A 26,759-nucleotide genomic window follows, 5' to 3' on the forward strand; every position below is an offset into this window, starting at 1 on the left:
ACGCCGCTTCTCCAACAGAGACATCATGACCCAGACCGCCGACGACCTTGTCTTCATCGCCGCCATTGCCGGTGCGCATGGTGTGAAGGGCGAATGCAAGGTGAAGAGTTTTGCCGGCGAGCCGGAAGCCGCCTTTTCCTATGGCGCGTTCCGCGATGCCGATGGTGCGGTCCTGCTGACGCCCAAGAGCTGGCGTCCGGTGAAGGACGGTTTCATCGTCCGCTTCGCCGAAAACCTGACCCGCGACCAGGCCCAGGCCCTCAAGGGCACCCGGCTTCACATCCCCCGCGCGGCCCTGCCGGCGCTGGAGGACAACGAATTCTATCATGCCGACCTGATCGGCCTGAAGGTGCAGGCGCTGGACGGCAGCGACATGGGCACGCTGCGGGCGATCCATGATTTCGGCTCCGGCGACCTGCTGGAAATCACCGGCACGCCGGACCGCAATGGCTCCTGGATGCTGCCCTTCACCCGCGACTTCGTACCCCACATCTCGATCGGCGACGGCGTGATCACCATCGACCCGCCCGAAGAGGTCGGCTCGAAGGCCGAGGAGGAAGCGGGGGAATAGCGGGCACCCGCTTCCCGTCTTCTTCGCTTATCTCTTTTCACTTTCCCCGGCCTTGTGCCGGGGCCTGGTTGAGTCCGCTTCTGAAGCGCCGCCAGACCCCGGAACGGGTCCGGGGAAATAAAGCCAAACCTTCTACGGCCCGCAGCGCCACTCTCCCTCGACCACCATGCGGGCGCCATTGTCACCGACATAGACCAGACGCGCCGGCATGGGCGGAGATTCCTCGCCCGCCGTCTCCGGCTCGCCCGTCACGATCACATCCACCGTCATCCCGCCCCCGGCCAGCGTCTCGCCGTCAAGCAGCGCGTTGAAGCCGCCCGGCGTCTGGCTGCGCACCGGTTCGACGCGACCGTCGACCTTGATCACGCCCTCGGAAAATTCCTCGTCCATCACATTTGCCCGCACCAGCATCACCGGCTGGCGGCTGTCGTCGATGTCGAAGGCGCAGGCCAGCTCGCCCGGCAGATCCGTGCCGCGGATATCGTCGGCGGTGAGCGTGCCGATCTCGACGGCGGGTTCCGCGTCCCCGGCCGTGCCGGGCCCGGTCGCCCCTTCAGAACAGGCCGCCAGCGCAAGGGCGCTGACGAAGCCAAGCCCCGGAAGACGGCAAGCCGTGGCGCGTGTACGGAACAGGGGGATCATGTCGGCATCTCCGGATCAGGTTTCACCCCGATCAACGGCCCCGCCGCCGCTTTGTTCCCGGATGGGTGCGATACACCGACCCTTGTCATCCGGGCCTTGCGCCCCGTTTTCGCGGGACATCCGGCCCGATGACGGGTTGGCGGAAACTGGCCGCGCTTCTCCATCACCCACTCCACCACGCCGCTGGCGTGGTCCCCTCGCCCATCAAGGGCGAGGACCTGGGACCCAGGACCAGCAAAAGGTCCTTCCCCTTGATGGGGAAGGTGTCAGGCGCAGCCTGACGGAAGGGGTGAGGCGCGCAGCGCCCGAAACACTGACTTCCGCTGCCATACCCGACGAATGCCCGGCCCTGAGCCGGGATGACAAGATGAGGGAAATTGCAGACTCATGCCCCCCATCCCTGCTAAACCCGCGCGCCATGACTGACGCGCCTGCCCCTTCCCTGCCGTGGACTGCAACGGCCTTGACCCTCTTCCCGGAGGCGTTTCCCGGACCGCTTGGCGTGTCGCTGATCGGCGCAGCTGCGAATCGTGGGTTGTGGGCGCTGGAAACTGTGGACATCCGGGATTTTTCCCGTCATAAGCACCGCTCCGTGGACGACACCCCGGCCGGCGGAGGCGCTGGTATGGTGCTCAGGCCGGATGTAGCCGCGGAGGCGATTGATACGGTGCAGTCTCGCTGGCAAGGCGGGAAACGGCCGTTGATCTATTTGACGCCGCGAGGACGACCGCTCTCTCAATCCCGGGTCCGGGAATGGGCGGCCGGTTCTGGCGTTGTCGTATTCTGCGGCCGGTTCGAAGGGCTCGATCAACGGGTCATCGACAGTCGCGGGATGGAAGAGGTCAGTGTCGGCGATGCCGTGCTGGCCGGTGGCGAAGGCCCTGCCCAGGTTCTCATCGAGGCCTGTGTGAGACTTCTCCCCGGCGTGCTGGGCGACCCGGCCTCGGCCGAAGATGAGAGTTTCGAGGGCGATCTCCTCGAATATCCTCACTATACGCGTCCGCGCGTGTTCGAGGATGAAGAGATCCCCGAAGTCCTGCTCTCGGGGCACCATGGCCGGATAGAGGCCTGGCGCCGGGAACAGGCGGAAGAGATTACGAAGGCGCGGCGCCCCGACCTCTGGGCGAGGTACGTGGCGCGCAAGGAGAATGCACGATGAACATGATCGAGCAGCTTGAAAAAGAAGAAGCCGCCCGCGTTCTGGGCGAGAAGACCATCCCGGATTTCAGCGCCGGCGACACGCTGCGCGTCCATGTTCGCATCAAGGAAGGCGACCGTGAGCGGATCCAGGTGTTCGAAGGCGTCTGCATCGCCCGCAATGGCGGCGGCCTGAACGAGAGCTACACCGTTCGCAAGATTTCCTTCGGTGAAGGTGTCGAGCGCGTTTTCCCGGTCTACTCGCCGAATGTCGAGCTGATCGAGATCAAGCGGAAGGGCAAGGTCCGCCGCGCGAAGCTGTATTACCTGCGCGACCGTCGCGGCAAGTCGGCCCGTATCGCCGAACGCGTCACCGGCCGCGGCATCGAGAAGCGCGAAGCCAAGAAATAGGCGTCCGCCCTCGCGCGATTTCAAAAACCCCGCCGGGAAACCGGCGGGGTTTTTTGGTTTGCGTACCCGCTTCCTGTCTCCATTCACCCGTCATCCCCCGGCTTGTCCGGGGGACCCCGTCCATCCTGCTGCCGGGTTGTCTGAGGTCCCCCGGATACCTGCTTTGCAGGTCCCGTGGGATGACGGCCGGAGCGACGAGGGTCACCCGCCCCCTTCACCTCACCCGTCAATCCCGCTTAACTCGGCCCCATGACAGGCTCGCTCGTCATTCTCACCGGCGCCGGCGTTTCGGCTGAATCCGGGCTGGGCACGTTCCGCGATACGGACGGGCTGTGGGCGAAGTTCGACTGGCGGGCGCTGGCCACGCCGGAAGCCTTCGCGGCCCAGCCCTTCAAGGTGCATGAATTCTACAATGCCCGCCGCGCCAATCTGGCGACCGCCCGGCCGCATGCGGCGCACGACGCGCTGGCGCGTCTGGAACGCGACTGGCTGGCGCGCGGCGGGGACTTCCTGCTGGTCACCCAGAATGTCGACGATCTGCACGAGCAGGCCGGCTCGCAGCGCCTCATTCACATGCATGGCGAGCTGAAGAAGATGCGCTGCGAGGCCTGCCACACGGTCACCACGGCCTTCGACGAGCTCGGCACGGACACGCCCTGTCCGCGCTGCCAGCAGCCCGGCTTCCTGCGGCCGCACGTGGTGTGGTTCGGCGAGATCCCGCTGGAGATGGATCTGATCTTCCAGGCGCTGGAAACCTGCACCCATTTCGTCGCGATCGGCACGTCCGGCACGGTCTATCCCGCCGCCGGCTTCTCAGAGATTGCCCGCCGCGCCGGCGCGCATCTCACCGAGATCAACCTGGCCGAGACCGACACCTCACCCGTCTTCGACAGCCACATCACCGGCCCGGCCAGCGCCGCCGTGCCTGCCTGGGTCGAAGCGTTTCTGGCGCAGGGGTGAAAGACCGGGCGGTTGAGGGGTCGTCCTTCCCCTTGACGGGGAAGGTGGGCCGCGGCGAAGCCCCGGGTCGGAAGGGGTGTTGCGATAGTGGCGGACCTGGCAAAACCTCGCCCCCACCCACTCCACCGCTGCTGCGCAGCGGTCCCCCTCGCCCATCAAGGGCGAGGACAGATACGCCCCTCAGCCCTCATCCTCGATGCGGTGCATGTCTTCGTCGGAGAGGCCGAAATGATGGCCGATCTCGTGCACCAGGACATGGGCGACCAGCTCGCCCAGCGGGATGTCGCCGCGCTCGGCCCATTCGTCCAGGATCGGACGGCGGAACAGGAAGACCCGGTCCGGTTCCGGCGAGGGGTCGATCACAGACTTGCGGGCCAGATCGACGCCGATATAGACGCCGGTCAGTTCGAACGCGTCCGCCATGCCGAGCGCGTCGAGGGTTTCACCATCGGCGAAGTCGGCGACGAAGATCTCCACCCGCCCGCACATCTTGCGGAAACCGTCGGGCAGGCCGTCCCAGGCCTGGCCGGCGAGGGCTTCGAAATCTTCCAGGGAGGGCGGCAAAAGGCCGTGGGGCAGGGATTGGGTCATGGCCCCCGTATACCGGTCGTGGACCGGCCTGTCAGTCCGCTTCGGCGGCGGTCTTGAAATGCGAACAAATATGGAACAATCTTGCATCATGGACCTGTCCGACGTTGCCTCCGCCGCCAATCCGGATATCGACGACGCCCAGGCGCTGATGCGCGGGGCGGCGCGCCTGCTCTGGCAGATGGGCTATAGCGCGATCCCGGAATTCATCCTGCCCGATGGCCGCCGCGCCGATCTCGCCGCGCTCGGCCGCAAGGGCGAGATCACCATTGTCGAGGTGAAGTCCGGCATTGCCGACTTCCGCGCCGACAACAAGTGGGAGAATTACACCGGCTATTGCGAGCGGCTGTATTTCGCCGTCTCCCAGCGCTTCCCGCACGACCTCATCCCGGACCATGCCGGCCTGATCATTGCCGACGGGTTCGGCGGGGCAGTGGTGCGCGAAAGTCCGGTCCTCGCCCTCGCCCCGGCCCGCCGCAAGGCCCTCACCCTGCGCTTCGCCCGCGCCGCCGCCGACCGGCTGATGCGCGTGGAGGAATAGGCCAGGGGACATGTACCTCCGGTACGTGTCCCGGAATATAAGTGTCCCGGAATTCGGTGGGCGGCAGACGCCGGCGGTAGTGAGCCCGTCAGAGGAACCCGGCCTGGCGACGGCAGCTTGCGTCACATATCCGGCGTCCGCACAGACATTCCGTTCGGCCTTGCAGGGACACGTACCGGAGGTACATGTCCCTAAAAGTCACCGGCCTTCGCCGGGCATCCATCCGGGGTGACAACGCGCCCCCGTCCTACACCGCCTCAGTCGCCCGCATCTCGCGCAGCAGCCCTTCGAACGCCTCCATCCGCGGTGCGAAACGTTGTTCCACCGCGCCGCGCACGTGCACACAGGCCTTGTCCGGGCTGCCGCAATCGACGGGCGGATGCGGATCGTATTCCAGACCCAGCTGGATCGCCTGGGCGACGGTCTCGCCGGCCAGTTCCACGACGACGGTGAAGGCGAAGTCGATCCCCGCCGTCACGCCGCCGCCGGTGAAGAGATTGCCGTCGCGCACCACGCGCGCCTTCACCGGTTCCGCGCCGAAGGCCGTCAGCAGCTCGTGATAGCGCCAGTGCGTTGTCGCCTGGCGGCCCGCCAGAAGACCCGCTGCACCCAGGATGAAAGCCCCCGTGCACACCGAGGTGACATAGCGCGCCTGCGCACCCTGGCGTTTGACAAAATCGACGATCTCCGCGTCCTGCATCGCCGCATCGACGCCGAAGCCGCCGGGAATGCAGATCAGGTCGAGATCGGGACAAGCGGCAATCGTCGTATCCGGCAGGATGAAGGGCCCGCAATCGGTGCGCACGGGATCGAGCGTCTTGCCGACGAGATGGACTTTCGCGCCGGGCACGCGGGAGAGCACCTGCAACGGACCGGTGAAGTCCAGCTGGGTGATGTCGTCGAACAGCAGGAAACCGATAGTCAGCGTGGCGGTCATGATCAGGCCTCTTCTTTCAGGGGGGAGGTGAAACGGGCGCGATAATCGCTCGGCGTCACGCCCAGCTGACGCATGAAGGCGCGGTCCATGCGCTGGTGCGTGCCGAAGCCGCAGGCCTGCGCCACCGTGTCGATGCGCTGGCGGGTCTCGACCAGAAGGCAGCGCGCCAGATCGATCCGCACGCGTTCGATGAAGGCGGCCGGCGAAGTGGTCATCTCGCGGCGGCACAGCCGGCTCAGCGTGCGCGGCGAAACGGCGAGCGTGTCGCACATCGCGGCGACCGACCAGTCGCGCTCCGGCGCCGCCCGCACCGCCTCGGCCAGCCGCGCCAGCCGGCGGTCGTCCGCGCCCTGGGCCGCCAGATCGGCGGAAAACTGCGCCTGGCCGCCCGAGCGCATGCGGTAGACGACATTCTCGCGCGCCACGGCCAGGGCCAGATCGCGGTCGTGATCGGTCTCGATCAGGGCCAGGGCGAGATCGATCCCCGCCGTCACTCCCGCCGAAGTCCACACCTTGCCGTCGCGGATGAAGATCGCGTCGGGCTCGACCTCAAGCGCGGGATAATAGCGCTGCAGCCGGGCCGCCGAACGCCAGTGCGTGGTGACACGGCAGCCGTCCAGATGGCCCCAGCGGGCCAGCAGGAAAGTACCCGAACACACCGAGGCGACGCGGCCCGCGCGGTCGAAGGCCGTCTCGATAAAGGTCTGGATGCCCGGTGCAGCAAGCGCGGTGCGTACACCAGGGGCTTCGCCGCCCGCGACAATCGCCGTGCAGCCCGGCCCAAGGCGCCCTGCCGCATCGGACGCGCTGTCCCCGGCGATCACGGGCAGGCCCGACGAGCTGGCGACGGGGCCGGCCTGCGGTGCGGCGACGCGGATATCGTAGAGCGGGCGGCCGGCGGCCCGGTTGGCGGCCGAGAACATGGCCAGCGGCCCGGTGAGGTCGAGCAGCTGGAAACCCGGATAGATCAGGAAGACGAGGGTGTGCGGAGCATCCATGCCCGCCACCCTAGCCCCACCCCGCCATGGCCCAAAGGCCATTCATGGGGCAAATCGGGTCATTCAACGCAAATCCGGAGCTCTCTTGTCCTTCCCCTTGATGGGGAAGGACCGCCGCATCTCGCTGGCAGCACCTGCCCCAACTAAGCCTCCGGCTTCACGCGCCAGGGCGGGTCGATACGGTTTTCGCCGGCATGGTAGATCTTGATCTTGTGCCCGTCGGGATCGGCGAGGATCGCCTCGCGCCACAGCCAGGACTGGTCTTCCGGCTGCGTCTCAAAGACCAGGCCCTCGGCCTCCAGCTCCCGCACGCGCGCATCCATGTCGGCATCTTCCAGATAGATCACCGCGCCGGGATGGACCGGCCCGGTCTCGACATGGATGGAAAACGTCGTATCGCCCTCGGGCGCCAGGAAGCGGCAATAGTGCGGGCTGTCGACCAGGAGCCGGAAACCGAGCTGAAGGTAGAAGGCTTTCGAGCGGGGAATATCACGGACGGGGAGGGTTATCTGGTTCAGCTGCATCGGTCTCGCTCTCCCGCCTGGGATCGGCAATCTGGTCCAGCGGCCGGATCAGACGGTCCAGCGTCAGGTCCGACAGCAGGAAGGCCCACCCGTCGGCTGCCGCATTGATCGCATCGGCCTCGCCGCGGGCATCGTCGGTCAGGGCCTCGGCCTGCAACACCGCCCAGCGGGTATCCCCCAGCGCCAGCACGTCCAGGCTTACGCGCACACCGCCAAAGGTCTCGGCGATATGGCGGGCGACGACCTCGCCTTCAAGCCGCGAGGCGGCCCGCACATCGCGAAAGCGCACCCGCGCCAGTGCGCTGGCCGGGCCGTTGCCTGCCGCCGCCGTGATCAGCGTCCAGCCGCCCGGCTGGCGCAGGGCAAAGCTGCGCACGCTCGGCGAAGGGCGTTCCAGCCGGTAGGCCGGGCCCGCTTCCGGCACGATCGTGCTGACGGCGATCGCATTGGCGCCCAGTTCCAGGAAATCCAGATCCAGCCAGTGCGCCGCCTCGGCGATCGGCGGCAGGCTGGCCGCCGTCTCGCCCGGGCGCGCCGCATAGGTGCGGTTGCGGCCGGGAAAGCGCACATAGATGCCGGTCTCGGTTTCGCGCCCGATGAGGATATCGACCCGCACGGCGCCAGAGGCATCGCGTACGGTCACCCGGGTCGCCTCGCCCTCTTCGCCCCGGCCGCCCAGGCCCAGACGGGCATGCTTGGCCGGATCCGCGGTGCGCGCGCCGGCATAATCCAGCCCCGCCAGGAAGGCGTCGAGCTCGGCCAGCCGGCTCGCGACCACGGGATGCCCGTCACGGCTGGGCATGATCCAGCCGCTCTCGCTGCGTGTCAGGGTGAAATGATCCTCGGCGCTGTCGATCTCGATCTCGGCAGCGTCGGTCACCGCCTGCGGCCAGTCCGGCAGGACCGGGCCGGAGACCTCCGGCTGCCAGGCCTGGCGCGCCTGGTTCCAGGTCAGCCCGGCGGCAAGACCGAGAAGCGCGAGCGCCAGCACACCTGCAAGGGCAAGCCGGTTGCGGCGCTGGCGGTCCATCGGACGGCTCATGACGGTCTCCCCCGGCGGCGGCGCACCAGCGCACCGGCAATCCCGGCGAGGATGATCAGCACGGGCGGCACGCCGATGGTCCAGAATTGCAGCGTGGCGTTCAGCGCGTCGATATCGCGGCGGAAATCGCGTTCGACGGCGCGCAGCTCGGCCCGCGTCTCGGCGATCTGGTGGCGCAGGCGTTCGGCCTCCTCGCGCTGGGCCGCGCCCGAGGCCGACAGGAAGGCCGAGGCCTGGCCCGAGCCGGTCAGACTGTCCAGCTGTGCCTCGGCATCGGCGATTTCCTGTTCCAGCGCATCCTGGATTTCCAGATAGCGGGTCTCGGCGGCCTCGCGCAGCCGGTCGACCCGGCTCATCGGCCGCAGCGAGGGCGTGCGCGAGCGCACCTCGATCAGCGCGCGGTCACCGGCCGCCATGTCGATCAGGTTCAGCGCCAGGGTGAGATTGTCGGCCACCATCATGTCGCCGACCGCCGGATCGGAGCGGACATAGTATGTGTCGTCCAGCCAGTCGGCATCGGCGACCACGGTGATATCGACCGGTGCATCGGCCTGGCCGACATGATCGGCCGGGCTGAACAGCGTGTCGCCGGCGGGCGGACCGTCCGGAAAGGCCGTCTCCGGCAGGCCGGACAGGCGCGCCGCCAGCACCAGCGGCGCCGGTGCGGGCTGATAGCCGCGCAGAAGATCGTCCGGACCCGGCGCACCGGCAGCGATATCGGCATCGACCGCAGCGCCTTCCGGAGAAGTGACGACCAGCGGCGTCACCGCCATGCCGGGCTGGCCGACGGGTTCGAGATAGCCGGGCGAGCCGAAATTGATGCCCAGATCGAGCGTTGCCGTCGCCAGATCCTCGCCGGACAGCTGGGCCTGGCCGACCGAGAACCACAAGGGATAGGCGCGGCGGCGCGCCCGCCCGTCGGCATCGACAATCTCGACCGGCAGGCCGAGTGCCCGGTCCATAGCCACGCTCTGGGCGTCATAGGCGACGCCCCAGCGCGCCAGCAGCGGCCCCAGATCCGAGGAGCGGCGCGCGCGGATCGGCGGCAGACCGTCCGGTCCCGGCCGCAGGGCGACATGCGCCAGCGGGTCGATGAAGGCGAGCAGCCGCCCGCGGGTCAGCACGTGCTGGTCGATGCGGTAGAGCTGCGCCTCGCTCAGCTCGCCCGGATGCAGCAGTAAGAGCGCATCGGCCTCGGGCAGGTCCTGGAAGTCGCGATCCACCCAGACAATCTCATAGGCGCCGCTCAGCTCGGTGACGAAACGGTTGGGCGCGCCGGTGTCCGGCGTGATGGGCAGGCTGGTGATAACGGCAATGCGCGGACGGCGCGGCCGTTCCAGATCGGAGATCACGCGTGTGAGATCGTATTCCAGGCGCGCCTCGGAATCCTCGCGGAAGACCGGGATCACCGCCTGTTCGTCGATGGAATTGCGCGCCACCAGGCCGAAATAGAGCGAGGTACCGGCCTCGGTCGGCACAGCCTGCAGCCCGGCTTCCAGCGCGGCATCCTCGTCCGGCGAAAAGGGCTGGGGATCGATCTCGGTCAGCCGGATCATGCCGCCGGACCGGTCGGCATAGGCTTCCAGCATTTCGCGCACCCGGCTGGCATAGGCGCGGATCGCCGGATACTGGGCGGCCTCGGCGCGGGAATAGTAGAAACGCCACTCGACCGGTTCGGTGAGGCGGCCGATCACCTCTTCGGTGCCCGGCGAGAGGCGGTAAAGCCCCTGTTCGGTCAGGTCGAGCCGCCAGCTGCGCAGGGTCAGCCCGGCGATCTGGTTGCCCGCCAGGAAGATCACGGCGAGCGCCAGCAGCATCAGCGGCATGAAGAGGGCGCGTTTCATCGTCCGCCTCCGCGCCGTTCGGACACCAGCACACCGCCCATGGTCAGGCAGATACCGATCAGGCCGAGGAAGTAGACCAGGTCCGCCAGGCCGATCACGCCATTGCGGAAAGCGTTGTAGTGATCCAGCGCCGACAGGCCGGCGACGAATTCGGTCACCGCCGCCGGCGCGCTGGCGCCCAGCACGGACAGCACGAAGGGCAGGCCCGCCATGGTCAGCAGGAAGGCGGCCCCGGCCCCGAGCACGAAGGCGACGACCTGGTTGGCCGTGGTCGCCGACAGGGCCTGGCCGACCGCCAGATAGGCCCCGGCCAGAAGGAGTGTGCCCAGATAGGCCGTGGCGATGGCGGCATTGTCCGGCTCGCCGAGATAATTGACCGCGATCCACATCGGGAAGGTCAGCGCGATGGCCAGGGCTGCCATGGTCCAGGCGGCGAGGAATTTGCCGCCCGCCGTCGCCCAGAGCGGGATCGGCAGCGCCATCAGGAATTCCAGCGTGCCGCGATCGCGCTCTTCCGCCCAGGCGCGCATCGCCAGCGCCGGCATCAGGATGACCAGCAGCCAGGGCAGATAGTCGAACATCGGCGCGAGATCGGCGCGGTTGGTGTCGAAGAAGCGGCCGACATGAAAGGCAAAGGCCGGCGCGGCAAAGCCGAACACGGCCAGGAAGACCCAGGCCAGCGGGGTCAGGAAATAGGCGCCCAGCTCGCGCCGGTAGATGGCCCAGAGTGTGTGGATCACGCCGCCGCCTCCGGCGTGTTGCCATCATCGTCGGGGGCCAGGGTAAGCTGGCGGAAAGCCGCCTCGATCTGGCGCTCCGGTGCCAGCTCGGCCAGTTCGCGCGGCGAACCGTCGAACAACAGGCGGCCGCGGGCGATCACGATGGCGCGCGAGCACACGGCGGGCACTTCTTCCAGGATGTGGGTGGAGATGATGATCGCCTTGTCCGGCGCCATGTCGCGGATCAGCTGGCGCACCCCGTCCTTCTGGTTGGGGTCCAGCCCGTCGGTCGGTTCGTCGAGAATCAGCACCGGCGGATCATGGGCGATGGCGGCGGCCAGCGCAGCGCGGCGCTTGTATCCCTTGGACAGCGTGCCGATGGGCTGGTGCTCGTAACCGCCCAGATTCGCGCGCTCCAGCGCCAGCGCGGCAGCGCGTTTCAGACTGTCCCCGGAAAAGCCGCGCGCACGCAGGCTGAAGGCGACGAAGTCGCGCGGCGACATGGCCGGATAGGCGGGCGCACCCTCGGGCAGATAGCCCAGCCGGGCCTGCGCCTCCAGGCGCGCGGCGACACAATCATGGCCGGCAATCGAGGCGCGGCCCTCATCGGCTTCCAGCGCCCCGGCCAGCATGCGCATCGTGGTGGTCTTGCCCGCGCCATTGGGACCGAGAAAGCCCAGCACCTCGCCGCGCTCCAGCGTGAAGGAGACGTCGTCGACGGCGCGGCGCGGTCCGAAATCCTTGGTCAGATGGTCGGCAACCAGCATGAAACGCTCGGAGACTCAAAGCTGAGAGGGCCCTAGCGTTAGCGTGCCGGCGCGCGATTGGCCAGAGGCGAAACAGGCAGGCAGAAGAGGGGGTGAGGGTGTCGACCGGACCGCCGCTCCTTGACCCGGGGGGCTGGGGGGGCTGTCTAAATCCAGGATCCGGAACGTTGACGCGACCGGCCGACGCGTTGGACGGTGGCTTCGCGGTATGGCGGGAACTGGTCGGGAATGTGGCGACTTTGCGGCACCGCGTGAAATGTTTGTAAGCTGTAAACGGCCATTCAACCCATGGGAGAATGCAGGTGACAGCAAGCCCTCACAGCGTGCGTCCGGCGCCACAATCTGTGATGTGGGAACGCCGGGAACTGGACACCATCCTGCGCGTCTACGGCCATTTCGTCGGCCGCGGCGAGTGGAAGGATTATGCGATCGACGGGCTGAAGGACCAGGCCGTGTTCTCGATCTTCCGCCGGCACAGCGAGATGCCGATGTATGCCGTGATCAAGACGCCCGCCGAGGCCCAGCGCCAGGGCGCCTACAAGGTGGTCGGCATGGACGGCCAGATCCTCAAGCGCGGCCACGACCTCGCCCAGGTCCTGCGCGTCTTCGACAAGAAACGCTTCCACGTGGTGGACTGAAACTTCAGCGACACTTGTCATCCCGGATGAATGCCCCGCACAGGCGGGGCGCAAGTCCGGGACCCACAATCCCGGTGCTTGTCCAGCTGTCGCCTACGTCGAACCTGCTTTCGGCAGAGAGCGAGCGTATGGGTCCCGGCCCAAACACCCACAAAAAAGCCCCCGGAGTTTTCCCCGGGGGCCGTTTTCTGTGCGATGTCCGCCGATCCTATTCGCGGCTGCCGAGCAGCGAAAGGATGATCTGGAACATGTTGATGAAGGCGATGTAGAGGTTCAGCGCGCCCATATTGGTGAGCACGGCCATCGAGCGCTGGTCGCCCGCCACCTGGTAATACATCACTTTCAGGCTCTGGGTCTGCCAGGCCGTCACGCCCGCCATCAGCAGCAGCACGCCGAACTGCAGCAGCAGTTCCAGGCCGGCCGAGTGGAAGAAGAAGGCGTTCAGCACACCCAGGAGGATCGCGCCGATCATGCCCATGAACAGGAAGGAGTGGATCGGCTGCAGGTTCATTTTCGTCGTGTAGCCGAACACCGACAGGCCGAGGAAGGCGCCGGCGGTGATGGTGAAGGCTTGCACGATGGTCGCCCAGCTGATCGCCAGCGTGCGGCCGCCCGAGGTGGTGATCCCGTCCGGCGCAGCGCCGCCCGCGGCAACGACCCAGACACTCAGACCGGTACCGATCAGGGCGACGATCGCCCAGTAGAGCAGGGCCGAACCGGTCGGCGAGGGATTGCGCATGAAGAACATCGAGCCGAACAGCAGGGCCAGCGGACCCCATTTCACGACAAACAGCAGCGGCGTGCCCCAGACCAGCATGGTCAGCGGCGTCACGGTGCCGACCGCATAGGCCAGAGCGGCCGAGATCAGCAGGCCCAGGCCCATCTTGTTGTAGACGCCGAGCATGAATTTGCGCAGGCCGGCATCCCGCGACATGTCCATCGACTGGGCGCCGGAATAGGTGCGGGAAAAGTCGTTCATCGTTACGTCTCTCTCGTAGTCAGGGCGTGTGAAACCACACGCCGCGCGCCGACAGGGCGCTTTGTCCTGCAATATCGGTCTGACCGGCCCAAATGGCAAGGCGGGACGCGGCGGGGGTCGCGTCCCCCTGTCAGATCCTGACAGGCTTCGCGCGCCGTTGCAGACACGGCGCAAACTGTCCTAGGGATCGGGCAGTCCGGAGTGTCCGCCCATGTCCCTGCGCCTGTTTGCCGCCCTGCCCGTACCCGAGGAGATCGGGGCGGGACTGGTGCGCCTGCAGAAGGGCGTACCGGGTGCGCGCTGGCGGCCGGTGGAGAATTTCCACATCACGCTGCGCTTTTTCGGCGAGATCGACGAGCGCATGGCCGAGGATCTCGATGCCGAGCTGGCGAATATCCAGATGGCGCCCTTCACCGTGCGGCTCAAGGGGGCGGGCTGGTTCGGCAAGGCCGATCCGCGCGCGCTCTGGCTGGGCGTCGAGGCCGGTGAGGCCGTTGCCACGCTGGCGGGCAAATGCGAACGGGCGGCGCGGCGCGCCGGCCTGACGCCCGAGACGCGCAATTTCCACCCGCACATGACGATCGCCTATCTCCGGGGCACGCCGGTGGACAAGGCCAACCGCTTCACCCAGCGCGCCAGCGATCTGGAGACCGAAGCCTGGATGGCCACGCATTTCAGCCTTTATTCCAGCTGGATCACCCGCGGCGACGCCAATATCTACGAAGCCGAGGCCGACTACCCGCTCGCCTGACCGGGCTGCGCACGCAGCGCGGCGATCAACCCGTCCACCCCGGCCTCGACCAGGTCGAGCACATCCTCGAACCCGGCATCGGTGCCGTAATAGGGGTCCGGAACGTCGTCCATCGCCACGCCTGGCGCCCAGTCCATCAGACGCGAGATACGGCCGGCCGCGCCGGACGGCGCAAGACGGCGCAGATGGCTGCGATGGCCGCTGTCCATGGCCAGGATATGGTCGAAGCGGGTGAAGTCGTCGGCGGTCAGGGCCCGCGCCGCGAGCCCGTCGAAACTGTAGCCGCGGGCGGCCGCCGCCGCCTGGCTGCGCGGATCCGGCGGCTCGCCCTCATGCCAGCCGCTGGTGCCGGCGGAATCGACCCGCCAGTCCAGCCCCAGCGCCCCGATCCGCGCCCGGGCGACCGCTTCCGCCGTCGGCGAGCGGCAGATATTCCCGGTGCACACGAACAGAAGCTGCATCACTCGGCTTCGACGCTGAACGCCCCGGGCAGCACGGTGAGCTGCCAGTCACCGCCGGACTGGTAGAGCCAGTAGATGTCGCCATAGGCGGTTTCCGGCAGGCGGCCCTCTTCGCAGCCCGCCGTTTCGGCGGCGGCAACACCGGCAAACTCGGCCAGCCACAGGCAGGAGGTGTTGGAGTGCTCGCCGGCGAGCGTCCAGCGGGCGTCGCCGTCGCGGGCCTCGGCAAAGGCCGCCGAGCGCTGGCGTTCGATCGTGGCCCCCGGGGTGCAGTCGGCGGCATAGCCGTCAACGGCCTGGTGCGCGACCACCTCGGCGTGACCGGCCGCCGCGGTCAGCCGGGTGCGGCAGGCGGCGCTGGCATAGGCCCGGTCGACCGGCGCTTCCCCCAGCAGGCCGGACAGCCGCGTCACCATTGCCTCGCCCGCCTCGCTGAGCGGACATTCCATGCCATTGCAATCCGGCGAAATCTTGTAGGCGTGCCGCACCACCAGGATATGGCGGCCGGACGCGGCGATATCGGCCTGCACATCCGCCGGTGCCAGTTGCAGCAGGGCCGGGCGGTCGAAATCGGCCGCCGCGGCACCGTCCAGGCCAGCGGCCGTGAGCATGAGTGCGGAAAGATAAGTCGTGATCATGATGAGCCTCCCCTTGAGTCAGGCGAGACTAGCCGCGGCAATCCGGCAAGCAAATTACCCTTCCATGAGGAAGCGGACAGGTTGCGATCCCCGCCCCGGACGGCCACGGCTCAGACTTCCGCCGTGTCCGGCTCGATCTGCACGACAATGCAGGCGCGCGCCTGCGTGCCCTCGCCCGGCGTGCTGTCGAAGACGAGCTCGCCCTGCATCAGGTCCACCAGGCGGCGGCAGATCGACAGGCCGATACCGCTGCCCGATCCGGTGCGCAGCGTGCGCGTCTCGGTGGCGAGGTCGAGCTCTTCCGCTGTCATGCCGATCCCGGTATCGGTGACGGTGAAGGTCAGGCGCGCATGATCGGGATCGACCGGCTCGGCCTTCACATCGACCGTGATCCGCCCTCCCGGGGTAAACTTGATCGCGTTGGAAACGAGATGGGTGAGGATCTGCTTGATCCGGCCCGGATCGCCGATCATCGGCTGTTTCGCATCGGCGCCGCAGGCCGGGCCCAGTTCCAGGCCGCGCTCGGCCGCCAGCGGCGCAAACAGGGCGGTCACCGAGCGGATCAGCTCGCACGGCTCGAACACCGTGCTGCGGAGCTCCACCTTGCCGTTTTCCAGCTGCGACAGGTCCAGCACATCGCTGACCCGGTTCAGCGTCGCCTGGGCCGATTGTTCCAGCGTGGTCAGCAGGCGGCGCTGTTCGGCATCGAGCTCGGTATTGGCCAACAGGCTTGCCAGGCCGAGAATACCGTTCAGCGGGGTCTGCAGCTCATGGCTCAGCCCCAAGAGGAATTCCGATTTCGACTGGCGCAGGGCGCGCTGCATCTCGGCCTCGGTCTTGAGTTCCGCCTCCAGCGTATCGCGCGAGGACAGTTCGACCTGCATTCGGCTCGCCGAGCGCCGCATGCGCGACAGGAGCCGGCCCAGCCGGCGGATCAGCATCACGAAACCGATCAGCATCAGGGCGACGGCCACGGCATCGGACAGCGGGCGGATGCGATGGCCCGCAAGATCGACCCAGGCCGCAAGCACGTCCGGCGGCAGTACCAGCGGCCCGGCAAGATGCAGCAGGGCATCGGCGAAATAATAGGCCGCCCACAGGACGATACCGACGGACAGCACCTGCACGGCCCGCACGGCGCCGGCGAACTGGATCGACCGGGCATGCGTCCACAGATAGGCGGCCGCGACCGCTCCGGCGGCGACGAACAGCAGATCCAGCAATATCGTCAGCAGGGCCAAGTGCATGTCTTCACCCGCCCCCGACCGGGGTACACATGGTCAAACGCCCGCTCTGCTCCATATCCGCCACCGGCCTCACCGCCGGCAGCCGGTAACCCTCGACCCGGGGTGGGGCGGTGTAAAGCGCCGCCCGGCGCAATGAATATTTCATTCATCGCAACGGAATGCGGCGATCGGGCGGCAGGGACAGGGAAATTGCGCTCCGCCGGGATCAGTCGTTGCGGCCCAGACGGCGCTTGCGGCGGGCCATCAGCTGCAGGCGCAGCGCGTTGAGGCGGATGAAGCCCTCGGCATCCTTCTGGTCGTAGACATCGTCTTCCTCGAAGGTCACATGCGCCTCGGAATACAGCGTGTGGTCCGAGGAGCGGCCGACGACATTGGCCGAGCCCTTGTAGAGTTTCAGACGGACATCGCCCGTGACATACTCCTGACTCTTGTCGATTGCCGCCTGCAGCATTTCGCGCTCCGGCGAGAACCAGAAGCCTTCATAGAGCAGCTTGGCGTATTTCGGCATCAGCTCGTCCTTGAGGTGCGCGGCACCGCGGTCGAGCGTGAGCTGTTCGATGCCGCGATGGGCCGCCATCAGGATGGTGCCGCCCGGCGTCTCGTAGATGCCGCGCGACTTCATGCCGACGAAACGGTTCTCCACCAGGTCCAGCCGGCCGATCCCGTGCTTGCGGCCCAGCTCGTTCAGTTCTGTCAGGAGCATGGCAGGGGACAGCGCCTTGCCGTTCACCGCCGTCGCATCGCCGCGCTCGAAGCTGATCGTGACATATTCCGGCGTGTCCGGTGCATCGACCGGGTCGACCGTGCGCTGGAAAACGATGTCCGAGGCTTCCTCGGCCGGATTCTCCAGCACCTTGCCCTCCGAGGAGGTGTGCCAGAGATTGGCATCGACCGAGAAAGGCGCCTCGCCGCGCTTGTCCTTGGCCACTTGGATACCGTGCTGTTCGGCATAGGCAATCAGCTTGGTGCGCGAATTGAGATCCCATTCCCGCCAGGGCGCGATCACGCGCAGGTCCGGGTCCAGCGCATAGACGCCCAGCTCGAACCGCACCTGGTCATTGCCCTTGCCGGTCGCGCCGTGCGCCACGGCGTCGGCGCCGGTTTCGTGGGCAATTTCCACCAGGCGTTTGGAGATCAGCGGCCGGGCGATCGAGGTGCCCAGCAGGTAAAGACCTTCATAGACCGCATTGGCGCGCACCATCGGGAAGACGAAGTCGCGCACGAATTCCTCGCGCAGATCCTCGATGAAGATGTCCTTCACGCCGGCCGCTTCGGCCTTCCTGCGCGCCGGTTCCAGCTCCTCGCCCTGGCCCAGATCGGCCGTGAAGGTCACGACTTCCGCGCCGTACTGATCCTGGAGCCATTTCAGGATCACCGACGTGTCGAGACCGCCGGAATAGGCAAGAACGACCTTTTTCACAGGCTTTTTGGCAGGCATGGCGCATTTCCTTTTCGTCTGCCGTTCGCCTACCGCCAAGCCCGTGCGCACGCAAGGGGAATGATCGGGTGCACGCCCGCCCCGCTGCAACAAACTCCTTCTCTTCTCCGCCTTCTCCCGGCCACCCGCCTTCGCGGGCGCAGGCTTCCGCCCGGCGAAGGCCGGGCAAAGCGCCGGGACCCACGGGAAACGCATCGCTTGAGGTGATCTTCGGTAGATCCCGGACCTGCAGCCCGCCTTCGCGGGCTTCCGTCCGGGAAAAATGTGGAGGCTGGAAGAAAGGCCCGGAGGCCCACATTCCACCATCACCCTGCCAACGAGTTTCGACCCAAACTCGCCCTTTGGTCGCGCCGAGATATTCTACTCGCTTTAGCGAAGCAACTACCTATGATGGCGGTCGAAAAATCTAGTGCCTTAAAACTGCACCAACGCGCGAGGCGGCGAGCATCATGAATCAAGAAGCGTTAGATGACTCTCGCGAAATGCTTGACGAGCTTGAAGGTCTGTTCGTCAACAATCCGGATCTTGACCGGCTACGGGCCTATCTGGGTCGCTTCAATCCCATCAAGACGATGGGCATGGAGAATATGGAGATCCGCCACTCGGCGATTTTGGCTTGGCTACTCAACCCACAAGATACACATGGTCTGGGCGACAGCTTTCTGAAGGCCTTTCTTTCCGAGGCGCTGCGCGGAGTAGAGGCGTTAGCCAAGCCGTCAGCTCTTGAGGTTTCGCAAGCCGATATGATGGATGCCGAAATTCGGCGAGAATGGCGGAACATCGACATGCTGGTGCTGAGCCCGCGGAATGGCTGGGTCTTTGTCATCGAGAACAAGTTCCACAGCAACCAGCACACGAACCAACTCGAGCGCTATCTCGAGCTCGCCAAGGAGGCCTTTGTCGATAGCGAACAATACAAGATCGTGCGGGGCGTCTTTCTGACCCTGTGGGATGAGACGCCGGAAGACATTCGTTACGCACCGATCGACTACGCCTCGGTGTGCGAGTTGCTTGATCAGCAGGCCCTGTCAGGACGCACCCCCCTAACGCCCGAAGTTGAGACTTTTATCAAACACTATCTGGATGTGATCCGGGAGGCTGCCAGCATGAGCGAAGAGCAAACCGACATGGAGAAACTCGCGCGCCAACTCTATCAGGACCACCGGCGGGCGCTGGACTTCGTTTTCGAGTATGGAAAGGCGACGGAGTTTCTCGTCGCTGTCGAAGGCTTGTTTGGACACGGACTTGCTTATCTCGATGATTTTGCAGTCGACAAAGTCGACTTTGTGTTCGGGCACGCCAATGCCCAAACAGCGAGCTTCCTGCCCTTTTCCTGGTACGAGGCCTTGGGCGAAGATGAATTTTTGTGGCATGGCTGCGAAAATTGGTGGGCAGGTTACCCCCTTAATATGTGGATCCAACTGACCGAGGATTCAGACGGTCGCCGCGGTCAAATCCGGCTGTACTCGGAAGTGGGCCCCCTGACAGATCATGCGTTCCGCAGAGCTTTGATAGAGACCATTGCCGAGGCAGCGGGAGACGCAGGTTCGGAACGGATCAAATTCCAGCGCGGCGCTGCCGAAGAAGGAAAAAAGTATTCCAAGTTTCTCAAGAAAAACATCTTCCCCGTCGATGACATCCATGACCCTGACAAGATCAGCGGAGCTATCCGGAAAGCACTGAAAAGCTTCAAACCCGAGATCGACATTATCGCGAACGTGCTGCCGCAATTCATCGGTCACGGAAAGACGGAATCGTCATAGCAAGACCTACCCCGCTTTCACCTCGGAGGCAGAGCCCCGTCGAGACACTCGCCGACGGTCTCCGCTGGAAGAGGAGAAAGTCCACCGCCCGGTGGCCAGGCTTTAGTTCAGTAAGACCAGAGTGTCTGTTCGGCACCACCAAACCTCGTCACCCTGACGAAGGTCAGGGCCCAGTTCGCAAGGCTGGGTGGCCGCCATCTCGCACCTATCCATACCCTCCACATTTTTCCCGGCCACCCGCTTCCGCGGGCGCAGGCTTCCGCCCGGCGAAGGCCGGGCAAAGCGCCGGGACCGACGGGAAGCGCATCGCTTGAGGTGATCTTCGGTAGATCCCGGACCTGCAGCCCGCCTTCGCGGGCTTCCGTCCGGGAAAAATGTGGCGGTTGAAAGAGAGGGTGCAAACGTCTCAACTTCCACCGTCACCCTGACGAAAGTCAGGGCCCAGTTCGTAAGGCCGGGTGGCCGCCATCTCGCACTTGTCCATACCCCTCCCGTTTTTCCCGGCTGAAAGCCCGGCGCAGGCCGGGCGGAAGCGCCGGGATCTACGGGAAACTCATCGCTTGAAATGATGTTCGGTCGGTCCCGGAACTGCAGCCTGCCTGCGCAGGCTTCCGCCCGGGAAAAGTAGAGAGAGGTGAAAAGAAAAGACAAACCGCCACCCCCGCTTGGAAGCGCACCAAATCCGCGTCATGCTCGCCGTATGAACCGGTCCGGACTGTCCCGATTTTCCCGTTTTCGCGGGCGCCGTGCGCGCTTCGAGCATGATCGCAGCGACCGGGCGGCGCAGGATGAGCGGCTGCGTGTGCTGTGCCGGACGGCGAAACAGGCCGGTATCGACACGACACGGGCGCTGGCGGAGCGGCTGGCGCGTGACGGCGTCGACCTCGACATTCCGCGCCTTGCCGGTCTGAAAGCGGCGCTGGAGGGGGAGGCCCGTCCGCTGAAGCCCGACGTGTTCGAGGCCGGCGCGGAAATTCCGGCGGACGCGCTGCGCCTGGTGGAGCGGACGCTGGACGGCCAGCTGGCCATTGCCGGTTTCGCCGGATTTTCCGGCCGCATCGCCAATCTGTTCGACTATGCCCGCGAGAACCGCGCCGGCACGGTGGCGAGCTATATCCCCGAACTGGCGCGCCAGGACCCCGACCGGTTCGGCCTGGCCGTGTGCAGCCTGGACGGCCAGCGTCTCGCCCTGGGCGATGCGGAGCAGGCCTTCTGCCTGCAATCGGTGGTGAAGCCGCTGAACTATGCCCTCGCCCTGGCGCTGAACGGCGAGAACCAGGTGCACCGCCATGTCGGCCGCGAACCCTCGGGCCGCCGTTTCAACGAGCTGGCGCTGGATCCGGACAACCGGCCGCACAATCCGATGATCAATTCCGGCGCCATCATGTGCGCCGCCATGATCCGTCCCTCGCGCTCTGTCACCGACCGGCAGGAGCTGGTGCAGCGCTTCGTCGCCTCGGCAGCGGGCGGCGCGGCGTGCGGTTTTGACGAAGCCGTCTACCGGTCCGAACGCCAGACGGCGGCGCGCAATCTCTCCCTGGTCAAGCTGATGGACGAGCATGATGCCTTTCCCGAAGGCACCGATACCGATGCCGCGCTCGATCTTTACTTCCGCACCTGCTCGCTGACGCTGGATTGTCAGGGCCTGTCAGTGGCCGCGGCCATGCTGGCCAATGGCGGGGTGTGTCCGCTCACCGGCCACCGGGTGATCGACTCGCGCATCGTGCGCAACACGCTGTCATTGATGCTGACATGCGGCATGTACGACTATTCCGGCGAATACGCCTTCTCGGTCGGCCTGCCCGCCAAGTCCGGCGTATCCGGCGGTCTGATGATCGTCATACCCGGTATCGCCGGTATCGCGCTGTTCTCGCCACGGCTCGACCGCCAGGGCAATTGCGTGCGCGGTATCGAGTTTTCGCGGCGCCTGATCGAGGACTACCCATTCCACATCTTCGCCGGCGTCGCGACCGACTGAACCGGCTCGCCAGGGCGGCGGGATGGCGTCATAGTGCCGGAAACCGGACCGGAGTCTGCCATGATCGACCTCTCGCTTTTCCCGCTTTTCCTGGCCGCCGGCATCGCCCTGGCCCTGACACCCGGTCCCGACATGGCCTTCACCCTCGCCACCGCCGCCTCGCGCGGGCCGCGCGCCGGTCTGGGCGCTGTCGCGGGCATCTGCACCGGCGGTCTGGTGTGGACGATTGCCGCCGCCGGCGGGCTGGCCGCGCTGATCGCCGCCTCCGAACACGCCCTGACAGCCGTGCGCTATGCCGGGGCCGCCTATCTGATCTGGCTGGGCTGGAAAACCTTTCGCAGCCTGGATGCACCCATCGAGGCCGAGGGCGCCGGCAGCGCCGCGCGGGCCTTCCGCCGCGGCCTGGTGACCAATCTGCTCAATCCCAAGATCGGCCTTTTCTTCCTGGCGCTGCTGCCGCAATTCACCAATGCCGAACTGGGTCCGGTCTGGCTGCAGATGCTGATCCTGGGCCTGGTCTTCTTCGCCATCGGCGGCTGCGTGCTGACCGTGATCGTGTTTGCGGCCGGCGCCGCCCAGCAGCAGCTGAAATCCTCGCGCATTTCCCGCCGCGTGCTCAACGGCGTTGCCGCCACGGCGTTCGGCGGGCTCGGTCTGCGCTTGATCTTTTCGGGCAATGCGACCTAGAAGACGCCCATGTCACACACCGCAGATCCTCGCCTCATTGTCGCGCTCGACGTGCCAACGACCGACCAGGCCTGGTCGATCGTCGAGGCCGTCGGCGATGCCGTCAGCTTCTACAAGATCGGCCTCCAGCTGCTGCCCGTGGGCGGGATGGACCTATGCCGCCGCCTGAAGGGTGCCGGCAAGGACGTCTTCCTGGACTTCAAGCTGCACGACATCCCCGCCACGGTGGAGAAGGCGACCCGGTCGATCACCGCCGGCGGCGCCGACCTGCTGACCGTGCACGCCGAACCGCCGGTGATGCGCGCCGCCGTCGCCGGGCGCGAAGGCTCAAGCCTGCGCATTCTCGGTGTCACCGTGCTGACCAGCTATGACGACGCCATGCTGGCCGAGATGGGCTATGCCTATGGCGCCCGCGATCTCGTCCTGCGCCGCGTGGAACAGGCGCTTGAGGCCGGTGTCGACGGTGTCGTGGCCAGCGCCCACGAAGCCACCGAGATCCGCGAACGCTTCGACGATGATTTCCTGATCGTCACGCCGGGCATCCGGCCGGCCGGCGCCGACATCGGCGACCAGAAACGCGTCGCCACCCCGGCTTCGGCCCTCGCCCAGGGCGCCACCCACCTCGTCGTCGGCCGCCCCGTCAACGCCGCCGAGAATCCGGCCGCCGCCGCACGGGCGATTGTCGAAGAGATGGCCGGCGTCCCGGCCTGAGCATTTCCCGCTTTTCTGCCGCGTCCATCCGTCGTCACCCTGACGAAAGTCAGGGCCCAGTTCATAGGGCGGGGCGGATGCGAGTTCGCGCTTATTCCATCTGTTGGCTGAATGTGGTCTGAGCCTCTATTGCCCGGATATTCCCTTGTGATCTGGGTCCTGACCTTCGTCAGGATGACGGCAGATGAGGCCTGAATTGAGTTTCGTTCATCTCCACCCAAATACCCGGACCGAAAGGCAACCCCAGAAGCACAGGTAAGCTCACACGACCGTCGCTCCCAATCACCGTCATCCTGACGAAAGTCAGGACCCAGATCGTAAGGCTGGTTGATCGCGAACGCTCACTTGCCCATACCACGTTTTTCCCGGCCGGAAGCCCGGCCCTGAGCCGGGCAAAGCGCCGGGACCGACCGGAAACTCATCGCTTGAAGTGATCTCCGGTAGATCCCGGATCTACAGCCTGCCTGCGCAGGCTTCCATCCGGGAAAAACGGAGAGTTCGCTGTTCAATCAAGCCTAATCGTAAGGATAGGCCCGCACAGCCGCACGCGCCTGCGTATCCATGGCGCGCACTTGCCGTGTCGTGTGCGTGAGGCCGGCAAAGCGCGTGCGCACCTCGCCCGAGGCGGAAATCAGGACGATCCCGCGATAGCTGTAGAGCGGCGTGAAGGGACGCTCGACCCCGCCGGCCAGCGCACCGGTGAAGAAGCTCGGATCCAGGGTGACGGTCTCGCGGGATGCCGGTGCGTAATCCGCGGTCTGCGTCACCCTATGGCGCACTGTGTCACTGGAACGGGTCTCGTATGTGGTCACAATGTCATACGAATGGTGCAACTGTGCGACGTCTGTGTGACGGGTCTGCCGCGGCGCGCCTTCCAGCCGAGTCACATCGGCGGAAAACCCTGACGGTTGAGGGCGTTGCGCCTCATCCGGCATCTGCGTGAAACGGCAGGCAGGGCCAGTATACGCCCCGGCCAGGGCCTGGCGGATATCCTCGGGCGAACACTCCCGCGCCGGCGCGCTGCCGGTCTGCGCAAACGCCGCCGGTGCCGCCAGGAGCGCGGTCGCCAAAACCATGAAAACAGTGCGTAAAGCGTGTGCCATTCCGGCACAGTATCGCGGACGGTCAGCCTTGCGAAGCCCGTGCACCCGGCACGCGAAACCGGGGATAAGTGCACACCTGTCCGCACCCCCTCAGAAGTCGCTTAGAATGCCCTTCTTCTCCCAGTCGCCATAGCGGGTGGGTTCCGGCCCGTTGCGGCGTCCGCCGGTTTCCGGCGGCAGCTCGGCCTCCGCCTGCGCCTTGCGGCGTGCCTCGGCCTCTTCCAGCGCCCGCCGGGCGGCCGGGCTCAATGTCTTGCCGGGCGCCGCATCAGCAGGGATTCCCGCCATGTCCGTCCCGTCTTGCCGTTCTTTCTGGGTCATCCCATTTATCTAGTCCGACAGGGGCCTGTCGCCAAGAATGGATGCTGCCAGAACCATGACTGCCAACGGACTACGAACCTTCCTCCTGCTCGCCGGCATGACCGCCCTCTTCATGGCGATCGGCTATGTGCTGGGCGGCGCTGCCGGCGCGATGATCGCCCTGGTCGTCGCCGGGGGCATGAACCTGTTTGCCTGGTGGAACAGTGCCGACATGGTGCTGCGCATGCACGGCGCCCGCGAGATCGGTCCGGACGAACGCCATCCGCAATTGCGCCAGTATGCCGCCGATGTCGAACACCTCGCCCGCCGCGCCGGCCTGCCGGTGCCGCGCGTCTTCGTGATCGAGAGCGACCAGCCCAACGCCTTCGCCACCGGCCGCGACCCCAATCACGCCGCCGTCGCTGCCACGACAGGCCTCCTCGCCCGGCTCGACCGGGAAGAGGTGCAGGGCGTGATGGCGCACGAGCTTGCCCATGTGAAAAACCGCGACACGCTGACCATGACCGTCACCGCCACCCTGGCCGGTGCGATCGGCATGCTGGCGAATTTCGCGCTCTTTTTCGGCGGCGGAAACCGGGCCGGGCTGATCGGCTCGATCGCCCTGATGATCTTCGCCCCCATGGCCGCCATGCTGGTGCAGAGCGCGATCAGCCGCGCCCGCGAATACGAGGCCGACCGGATCGGGGCCGAGATCATGGGCAAGCCGATGGCGCTGGCCAGCGCGCTGGAAAAGATCGAGCGCACGGCCCGCCGCACCATCAATGACAGCGCCGAACGCAATCCGGCGACGGCCCACATGTTCATCATCAACCCGCTGAACGGCCAGCGGATGGACAATCTCTTCTCCACCCACCCGGACACCGCCAACCGGATCGCCAGGCTGCGCGAAATGGCCGGCGCCACCGCCCCGGTCCGCTCCGGCCCCTGGGCCCCGCGCGGTCCGTGGGGTTAGGGGCGGCACGGCGCATTAGACGGGCGCGCCTGCGCGTGCTAGCTCCCGCGCCATGAAAGACGGATTGCCCCCGCGGCGCTGCGCCGCCCTGGCCTATGCCACCATCCTGCGCGACCGGCGCGCCCTGGAACCCGCGCTGGAGCACACGCCCGGCTATCGCAAGATGAGCGACCGGGACCGGGCCTTTGCGCGCGCCATCCTGGCGACCACATTCCGCCGCCTCGGCCAGACCCGCAAAGTGCTTGATCACTTCCTCGCCAAGCCGCTCGAGGAAACCACGGAATACGCCGCCGCCCTGCTGGTCACCGGCGCGACCCAGCTTCTGTGGATGGACGGGCCGCCGCATGCGGTCGTCTCCACCACGGTCGCCCTGTGCCAGGACACGACCGAGACCTACGGGCTGAAGGGTGTGGTCAATGCCGTCCTGCGCAAGGTCAGCACGGAAGGAGCGGACCTCGCTGCCCGTACCGCCCCGCGCGACAATCTTCCCGACTGGGTATCCCGCTCCTGGCGCAAGGCCTATGGCCCGGGCGCGCTGTCGCGCATCACCAATGTGCAGATGCAGCCGCCGCCACTGGATCTGACCGTGAAAGACCCGGTCGAGCGCGAACGCTGGGCCGAGGCGCTGGGTGCGGAAATCCTGCCGAACGGCACGCTGCGCCGCAGGGAGATCGGCGATATCACGCAATTGCCCGGCTTCCGCGAAGGCGCCTGGTGGGCCCAGGATGCCGCCGCCGCAATCCCGGCCACCCTGCTGGGCGTGAAAGCCGGCGACCACGTCGCCGATTTGTGTGCCGCCCCCGGCGGCAAGACGCTGCAGCTTGCCGCCCTGGGCGCCCGCGTCACCGCTGTCGATGACAATGAGGGCCGGCTGAAACGCCTGCGGGACAATCTCTCGCGCACCGGGCTGCGCGCTGCGGTCACCGTCGAGGATGTCCGCCGCTTCCGGCCCAAGGGTCCGGCCGATGCCGTCCTCTTGGACGCGCCCTGCACGGCTACCGGCACGATGCGCCGCCATCCCGAGGCCGGCTGGATCAAGAAGCCGGGCGATGTGCAGCGCATGTCCAAGCTGCAGCTGGAAATGGCCGGCGCTGCCGCCCGCATGCTGCGTCCGGGCGGCTGGATGGTGATCTGTACCTGTTCGCTGCAGCCGGAAGAGGGCGAACAGCTTGCCGCCCGCCTGCTGGAGACCCGCAAGGATCTGAAGCCCGTCGCGATCCAGGACGGTGAAGTGCCCGGCCTGGCCGAAGCCATCACGCCGGAAGGCTGGCTGCGCCTGACCCCGGCCCTGTGGGCAGACCGTGGCGGAATGGACGGGTTTTTCGCGGCCCGGTTCGAAAAGAGCAGTTAACCGGCCGCCTGCCGCAAAGGCCGGACCACCGGCCGTCTTGCGCCGGTCCGGCCCCCCTGT

Annotated in this window: 29 protein-coding genes; 13 read left to right on the top strand and 16 right to left on the bottom strand. The window is 66.6% G+C overall.

Going from position 1 to position 26,759, the window contains the following annotated elements; translation table 11 throughout:
• Positions 1-25: 25 nt before the first annotated feature.
• A complete protein-coding gene (gene rimM / locus ABJO18_RS12905; protein ID WP_348509543.1) occupies positions 26-571 on the top strand; it encodes a ribosome maturation factor RimM in 546 nt (181 codons plus the stop codon).
• 132 nt (positions 572-703) lie between these two features.
• On the opposite strand, the gene ABJO18_RS12910 is transcribed toward rimM, so the two are convergent.
• Positions 704-1,213, bottom strand: a complete 510-nt coding sequence (locus ABJO18_RS12910; protein WP_348509544.1) for a hypothetical protein — start codon at positions 1,211-1,213, stop codon at positions 704-706.
• A gap of 418 nt (positions 1,214-1,631) precedes the next feature.
• Here ABJO18_RS12910 and trmD point away from each other — a divergent pair, with 418 nt between their 5' ends.
• The 3 genes from trmD (at position 1,632) to ABJO18_RS12925 (ending at position 3,721) form a co-directional block, all read left to right on the top strand.
• Positions 1,632-2,372, top strand: a complete 741-nt coding sequence (gene trmD, locus ABJO18_RS12915; RefSeq protein ID WP_348509545.1) for a tRNA (guanosine(37)-N1)-methyltransferase TrmD — start codon at positions 1,632-1,634, stop codon at positions 2,370-2,372.
• On the top strand, positions 2,369-2,761 hold the full coding sequence (gene rplS / locus ABJO18_RS12920; protein ID WP_291882159.1) for a 50S ribosomal protein L19: 393 nt from the start codon (positions 2,369-2,371) through the stop codon (positions 2,759-2,761). Before trmD ends, rplS begins: the two co-directional genes overlap by 4 nt.
• A 249-nt stretch (positions 2,762-3,010) precedes the next feature.
• Positions 3,011-3,721 (top strand): NAD-dependent deacylase, encoded by a 711-nt coding sequence (locus tag ABJO18_RS12925; RefSeq protein WP_348509546.1) that lies wholly within the window; start codon positions 3,011-3,013, stop codon positions 3,719-3,721.
• A gap of 180 nt (positions 3,722-3,901) precedes the next feature.
• Here ABJO18_RS12925 and ABJO18_RS12930 read toward each other — a convergent pair whose 3' ends face one another.
• Positions 3,902-4,312: a metallopeptidase family protein gene (locus tag ABJO18_RS12930; RefSeq protein WP_348515961.1), complete on the bottom strand. Its 411-nt coding sequence runs from the start codon at positions 4,310-4,312 to the stop codon at positions 3,902-3,904.
• A gap of 88 nt (positions 4,313-4,400) precedes the next feature.
• On the opposite strand from ABJO18_RS12930, the gene mmcB reads away from it, so the two are divergent.
• Positions 4,401-4,850 (top strand): DNA repair putative endonuclease MmcB, encoded by a 450-nt coding sequence (mmcB, locus tag ABJO18_RS12935; protein WP_348515962.1) that lies wholly within the window; start codon positions 4,401-4,403, stop codon positions 4,848-4,850.
• A 247-nt stretch (positions 4,851-5,097) separates the two neighbouring features.
• Here mmcB and ABJO18_RS12940 read toward each other — a convergent pair whose 3' ends face one another.
• The 7 genes from ABJO18_RS12940 to ABJO18_RS12970 form a co-directional block, all read right to left on the bottom strand.
• Positions 5,098-5,787, bottom strand: a complete 690-nt coding sequence (locus ABJO18_RS12940; RefSeq protein ID WP_348508052.1) for a DJ-1/PfpI family protein — start codon at positions 5,785-5,787, stop codon at positions 5,098-5,100.
• Positions 5,788-5,789: 2 nt separating this feature from the next.
• Positions 5,790-6,785, bottom strand: a complete 996-nt coding sequence (locus ABJO18_RS12945; RefSeq protein ID WP_348508051.1) for a GlxA family transcriptional regulator — start codon at positions 6,783-6,785, stop codon at positions 5,790-5,792.
• A gap of 143 nt (positions 6,786-6,928) precedes the next feature.
• A complete protein-coding gene (locus tag ABJO18_RS12950; RefSeq protein ID WP_348508050.1) occupies positions 6,929-7,309 on the bottom strand; it encodes a VOC family protein in 381 nt (126 codons plus the stop codon).
• Positions 7,275-8,351, bottom strand: coding sequence for a DUF4340 domain-containing protein (locus ABJO18_RS12955; protein WP_348508049.1), 1,077 nt, complete (start codon positions 8,349-8,351; stop codon positions 7,275-7,277). Before ABJO18_RS12955 ends, ABJO18_RS12950 begins: the two co-directional genes overlap by 35 nt.
• Positions 8,348-10,195, bottom strand: coding sequence for a Gldg family protein (locus tag ABJO18_RS12960; protein WP_348508048.1), 1,848 nt, complete (start codon positions 10,193-10,195; stop codon positions 8,348-8,350). The genes ABJO18_RS12955 and ABJO18_RS12960 overlap by 4 nt, the downstream gene beginning before the upstream one ends.
• Positions 10,192-10,935, bottom strand: coding sequence for an ABC transporter permease (locus tag ABJO18_RS12965; RefSeq protein WP_348508047.1), 744 nt, complete (start codon positions 10,933-10,935; stop codon positions 10,192-10,194). The genes ABJO18_RS12960 and ABJO18_RS12965 overlap by 4 nt, the downstream gene beginning before the upstream one ends.
• Positions 10,932-11,681 carry an ABC transporter ATP-binding protein gene (locus ABJO18_RS12970; RefSeq protein ID WP_348508046.1) on the bottom strand — a complete coding sequence of 250 codons (750 nt, stop codon included), beginning with the start codon at positions 11,679-11,681 and terminating at the stop codon, positions 10,932-10,934. The genes ABJO18_RS12965 and ABJO18_RS12970 overlap by 4 nt, the downstream gene beginning before the upstream one ends.
• 296 nt (positions 11,682-11,977) lie before the next feature.
• Between ABJO18_RS12970 and ABJO18_RS12975 the strand changes: the two genes are divergently transcribed.
• Entirely contained in the window at positions 11,978-12,319 is a 342-nt protein-coding gene (locus tag ABJO18_RS12975; protein ID WP_348508045.1) for a DUF2794 domain-containing protein, read from the top strand.
• Positions 12,320-12,527: 208 nt separating this feature from the next.
• On the opposite strand, the gene ABJO18_RS12980 is transcribed toward ABJO18_RS12975, so the two are convergent.
• Positions 12,528-13,298, bottom strand: a complete 771-nt coding sequence (locus ABJO18_RS12980) for a Bax inhibitor-1/YccA family protein (RefSeq protein WP_348508044.1) — start codon at positions 13,296-13,298, stop codon at positions 12,528-12,530.
• Between the two features lie 211 nt (positions 13,299-13,509).
• On the opposite strand from ABJO18_RS12980, the gene thpR reads away from it, so the two are divergent.
• Positions 13,510-14,049 (top strand): RNA 2',3'-cyclic phosphodiesterase, encoded by a 540-nt coding sequence (gene thpR / locus ABJO18_RS12985; RefSeq protein ID WP_348508043.1) that lies wholly within the window; start codon positions 13,510-13,512, stop codon positions 14,047-14,049.
• Here thpR and ABJO18_RS12990 read toward each other — a convergent pair.
• From ABJO18_RS12990 to ABJO18_RS13005, 4 genes are all read right to left on the bottom strand, one after another.
• Positions 14,034-14,510, bottom strand: a complete 477-nt coding sequence (locus ABJO18_RS12990; RefSeq protein ID WP_348515963.1) for a low molecular weight protein-tyrosine-phosphatase — start codon at positions 14,508-14,510, stop codon at positions 14,034-14,036. The two genes, thpR and ABJO18_RS12990, sit on opposite strands and share 16 nt — an antisense overlap.
• On the bottom strand, positions 14,510-15,148 hold the full coding sequence (locus tag ABJO18_RS12995) for a hypothetical protein (RefSeq protein WP_348508041.1): 639 nt from the start codon (positions 15,146-15,148) through the stop codon (positions 14,510-14,512). The genes ABJO18_RS12990 and ABJO18_RS12995 overlap by 1 nt, the downstream gene beginning before the upstream one ends.
• A gap of 110 nt (positions 15,149-15,258) precedes the next feature.
• Positions 15,259-16,395, bottom strand: a complete 1,137-nt coding sequence (locus ABJO18_RS13000; RefSeq protein WP_348508040.1) for a HAMP domain-containing sensor histidine kinase — start codon at positions 16,393-16,395, stop codon at positions 15,259-15,261.
• A 205-nt stretch (positions 16,396-16,600) separates the two neighbouring features.
• Positions 16,601-17,833: an argininosuccinate synthase gene (locus ABJO18_RS13005; RefSeq protein WP_348508039.1), complete on the bottom strand. Its 1,233-nt coding sequence runs from the start codon at positions 17,831-17,833 to the stop codon at positions 16,601-16,603.
• A 449-nt stretch (positions 17,834-18,282) separates the two neighbouring features.
• On the opposite strand from ABJO18_RS13005, the gene ABJO18_RS13010 reads away from it, so the two are divergent.
• The 4 genes from ABJO18_RS13010 (at position 18,283) to pyrF (ending at position 22,972) form a co-directional block, all read left to right on the top strand.
• The gene (locus ABJO18_RS13010; RefSeq protein ID WP_348508038.1) at positions 18,283-19,596 is read left to right on the top strand and encodes a PD-(D/E)XK nuclease family protein; all 1,314 of its coding nucleotides are present in this window, start codon (positions 18,283-18,285) and stop codon (positions 19,594-19,596) included.
• A 700-nt stretch (positions 19,597-20,296) separates the two neighbouring features.
• Positions 20,297-21,574, top strand: coding sequence for a glutaminase A (gene glsA / locus ABJO18_RS13015; protein ID WP_348508037.1), 1,278 nt, complete (start codon positions 20,297-20,299; stop codon positions 21,572-21,574).
• Between the two features lie 60 nt (positions 21,575-21,634).
• Positions 21,635-22,261, top strand: a complete 627-nt coding sequence (locus ABJO18_RS13020; protein ID WP_348508036.1) for a LysE family translocator — start codon at positions 21,635-21,637, stop codon at positions 22,259-22,261.
• 9 nt (positions 22,262-22,270) lie between these two features.
• Positions 22,271-22,972 (top strand): orotidine-5'-phosphate decarboxylase, encoded by a 702-nt coding sequence (gene pyrF, locus ABJO18_RS13025; protein WP_348508035.1) that lies wholly within the window; start codon positions 22,271-22,273, stop codon positions 22,970-22,972.
• Between the two features lie 515 nt (positions 22,973-23,487).
• Here pyrF and ABJO18_RS13030 read toward each other — a convergent pair.
• Complete coding sequence (locus ABJO18_RS13030) at positions 23,488-24,048, bottom strand: hypothetical protein (RefSeq protein ID WP_348508034.1); 561 nt, start codon at positions 24,046-24,048, stop codon at positions 23,488-23,490.
• A 117-nt stretch (positions 24,049-24,165) separates the two neighbouring features.
• Positions 24,166-24,363 carry a DUF1674 domain-containing protein gene (locus ABJO18_RS13035; RefSeq protein ID WP_348508033.1) on the bottom strand — a complete coding sequence of 66 codons (198 nt, stop codon included), beginning with the start codon at positions 24,361-24,363 and terminating at the stop codon, positions 24,166-24,168.
• An 88-nt stretch (positions 24,364-24,451) separates the two neighbouring features.
• Here ABJO18_RS13035 and htpX point away from each other — a divergent pair, with 88 nt between their 5' ends.
• Both htpX and ABJO18_RS13045 read left to right on the top strand, forming a co-directional pair.
• The gene (gene htpX / locus ABJO18_RS13040; RefSeq protein ID WP_348508032.1) at positions 24,452-25,348 is read left to right on the top strand and encodes a zinc metalloprotease HtpX; all 897 of its coding nucleotides are present in this window, start codon (positions 24,452-24,454) and stop codon (positions 25,346-25,348) included.
• Between the two features lie 52 nt (positions 25,349-25,400).
• On the top strand, positions 25,401-26,699 hold the full coding sequence (locus ABJO18_RS13045; RefSeq protein ID WP_348508031.1) for a transcription antitermination factor NusB: 1,299 nt from the start codon (positions 25,401-25,403) through the stop codon (positions 26,697-26,699).
• Positions 26,700-26,759: the final 60 nt, after the last annotated feature.

Source organism: Maricaulis sp. (assembly GCF_039978735.1).
Taxonomy (GTDB): domain Bacteria; phylum Pseudomonadota; class Alphaproteobacteria; order Caulobacterales; family Maricaulaceae; genus Maricaulis.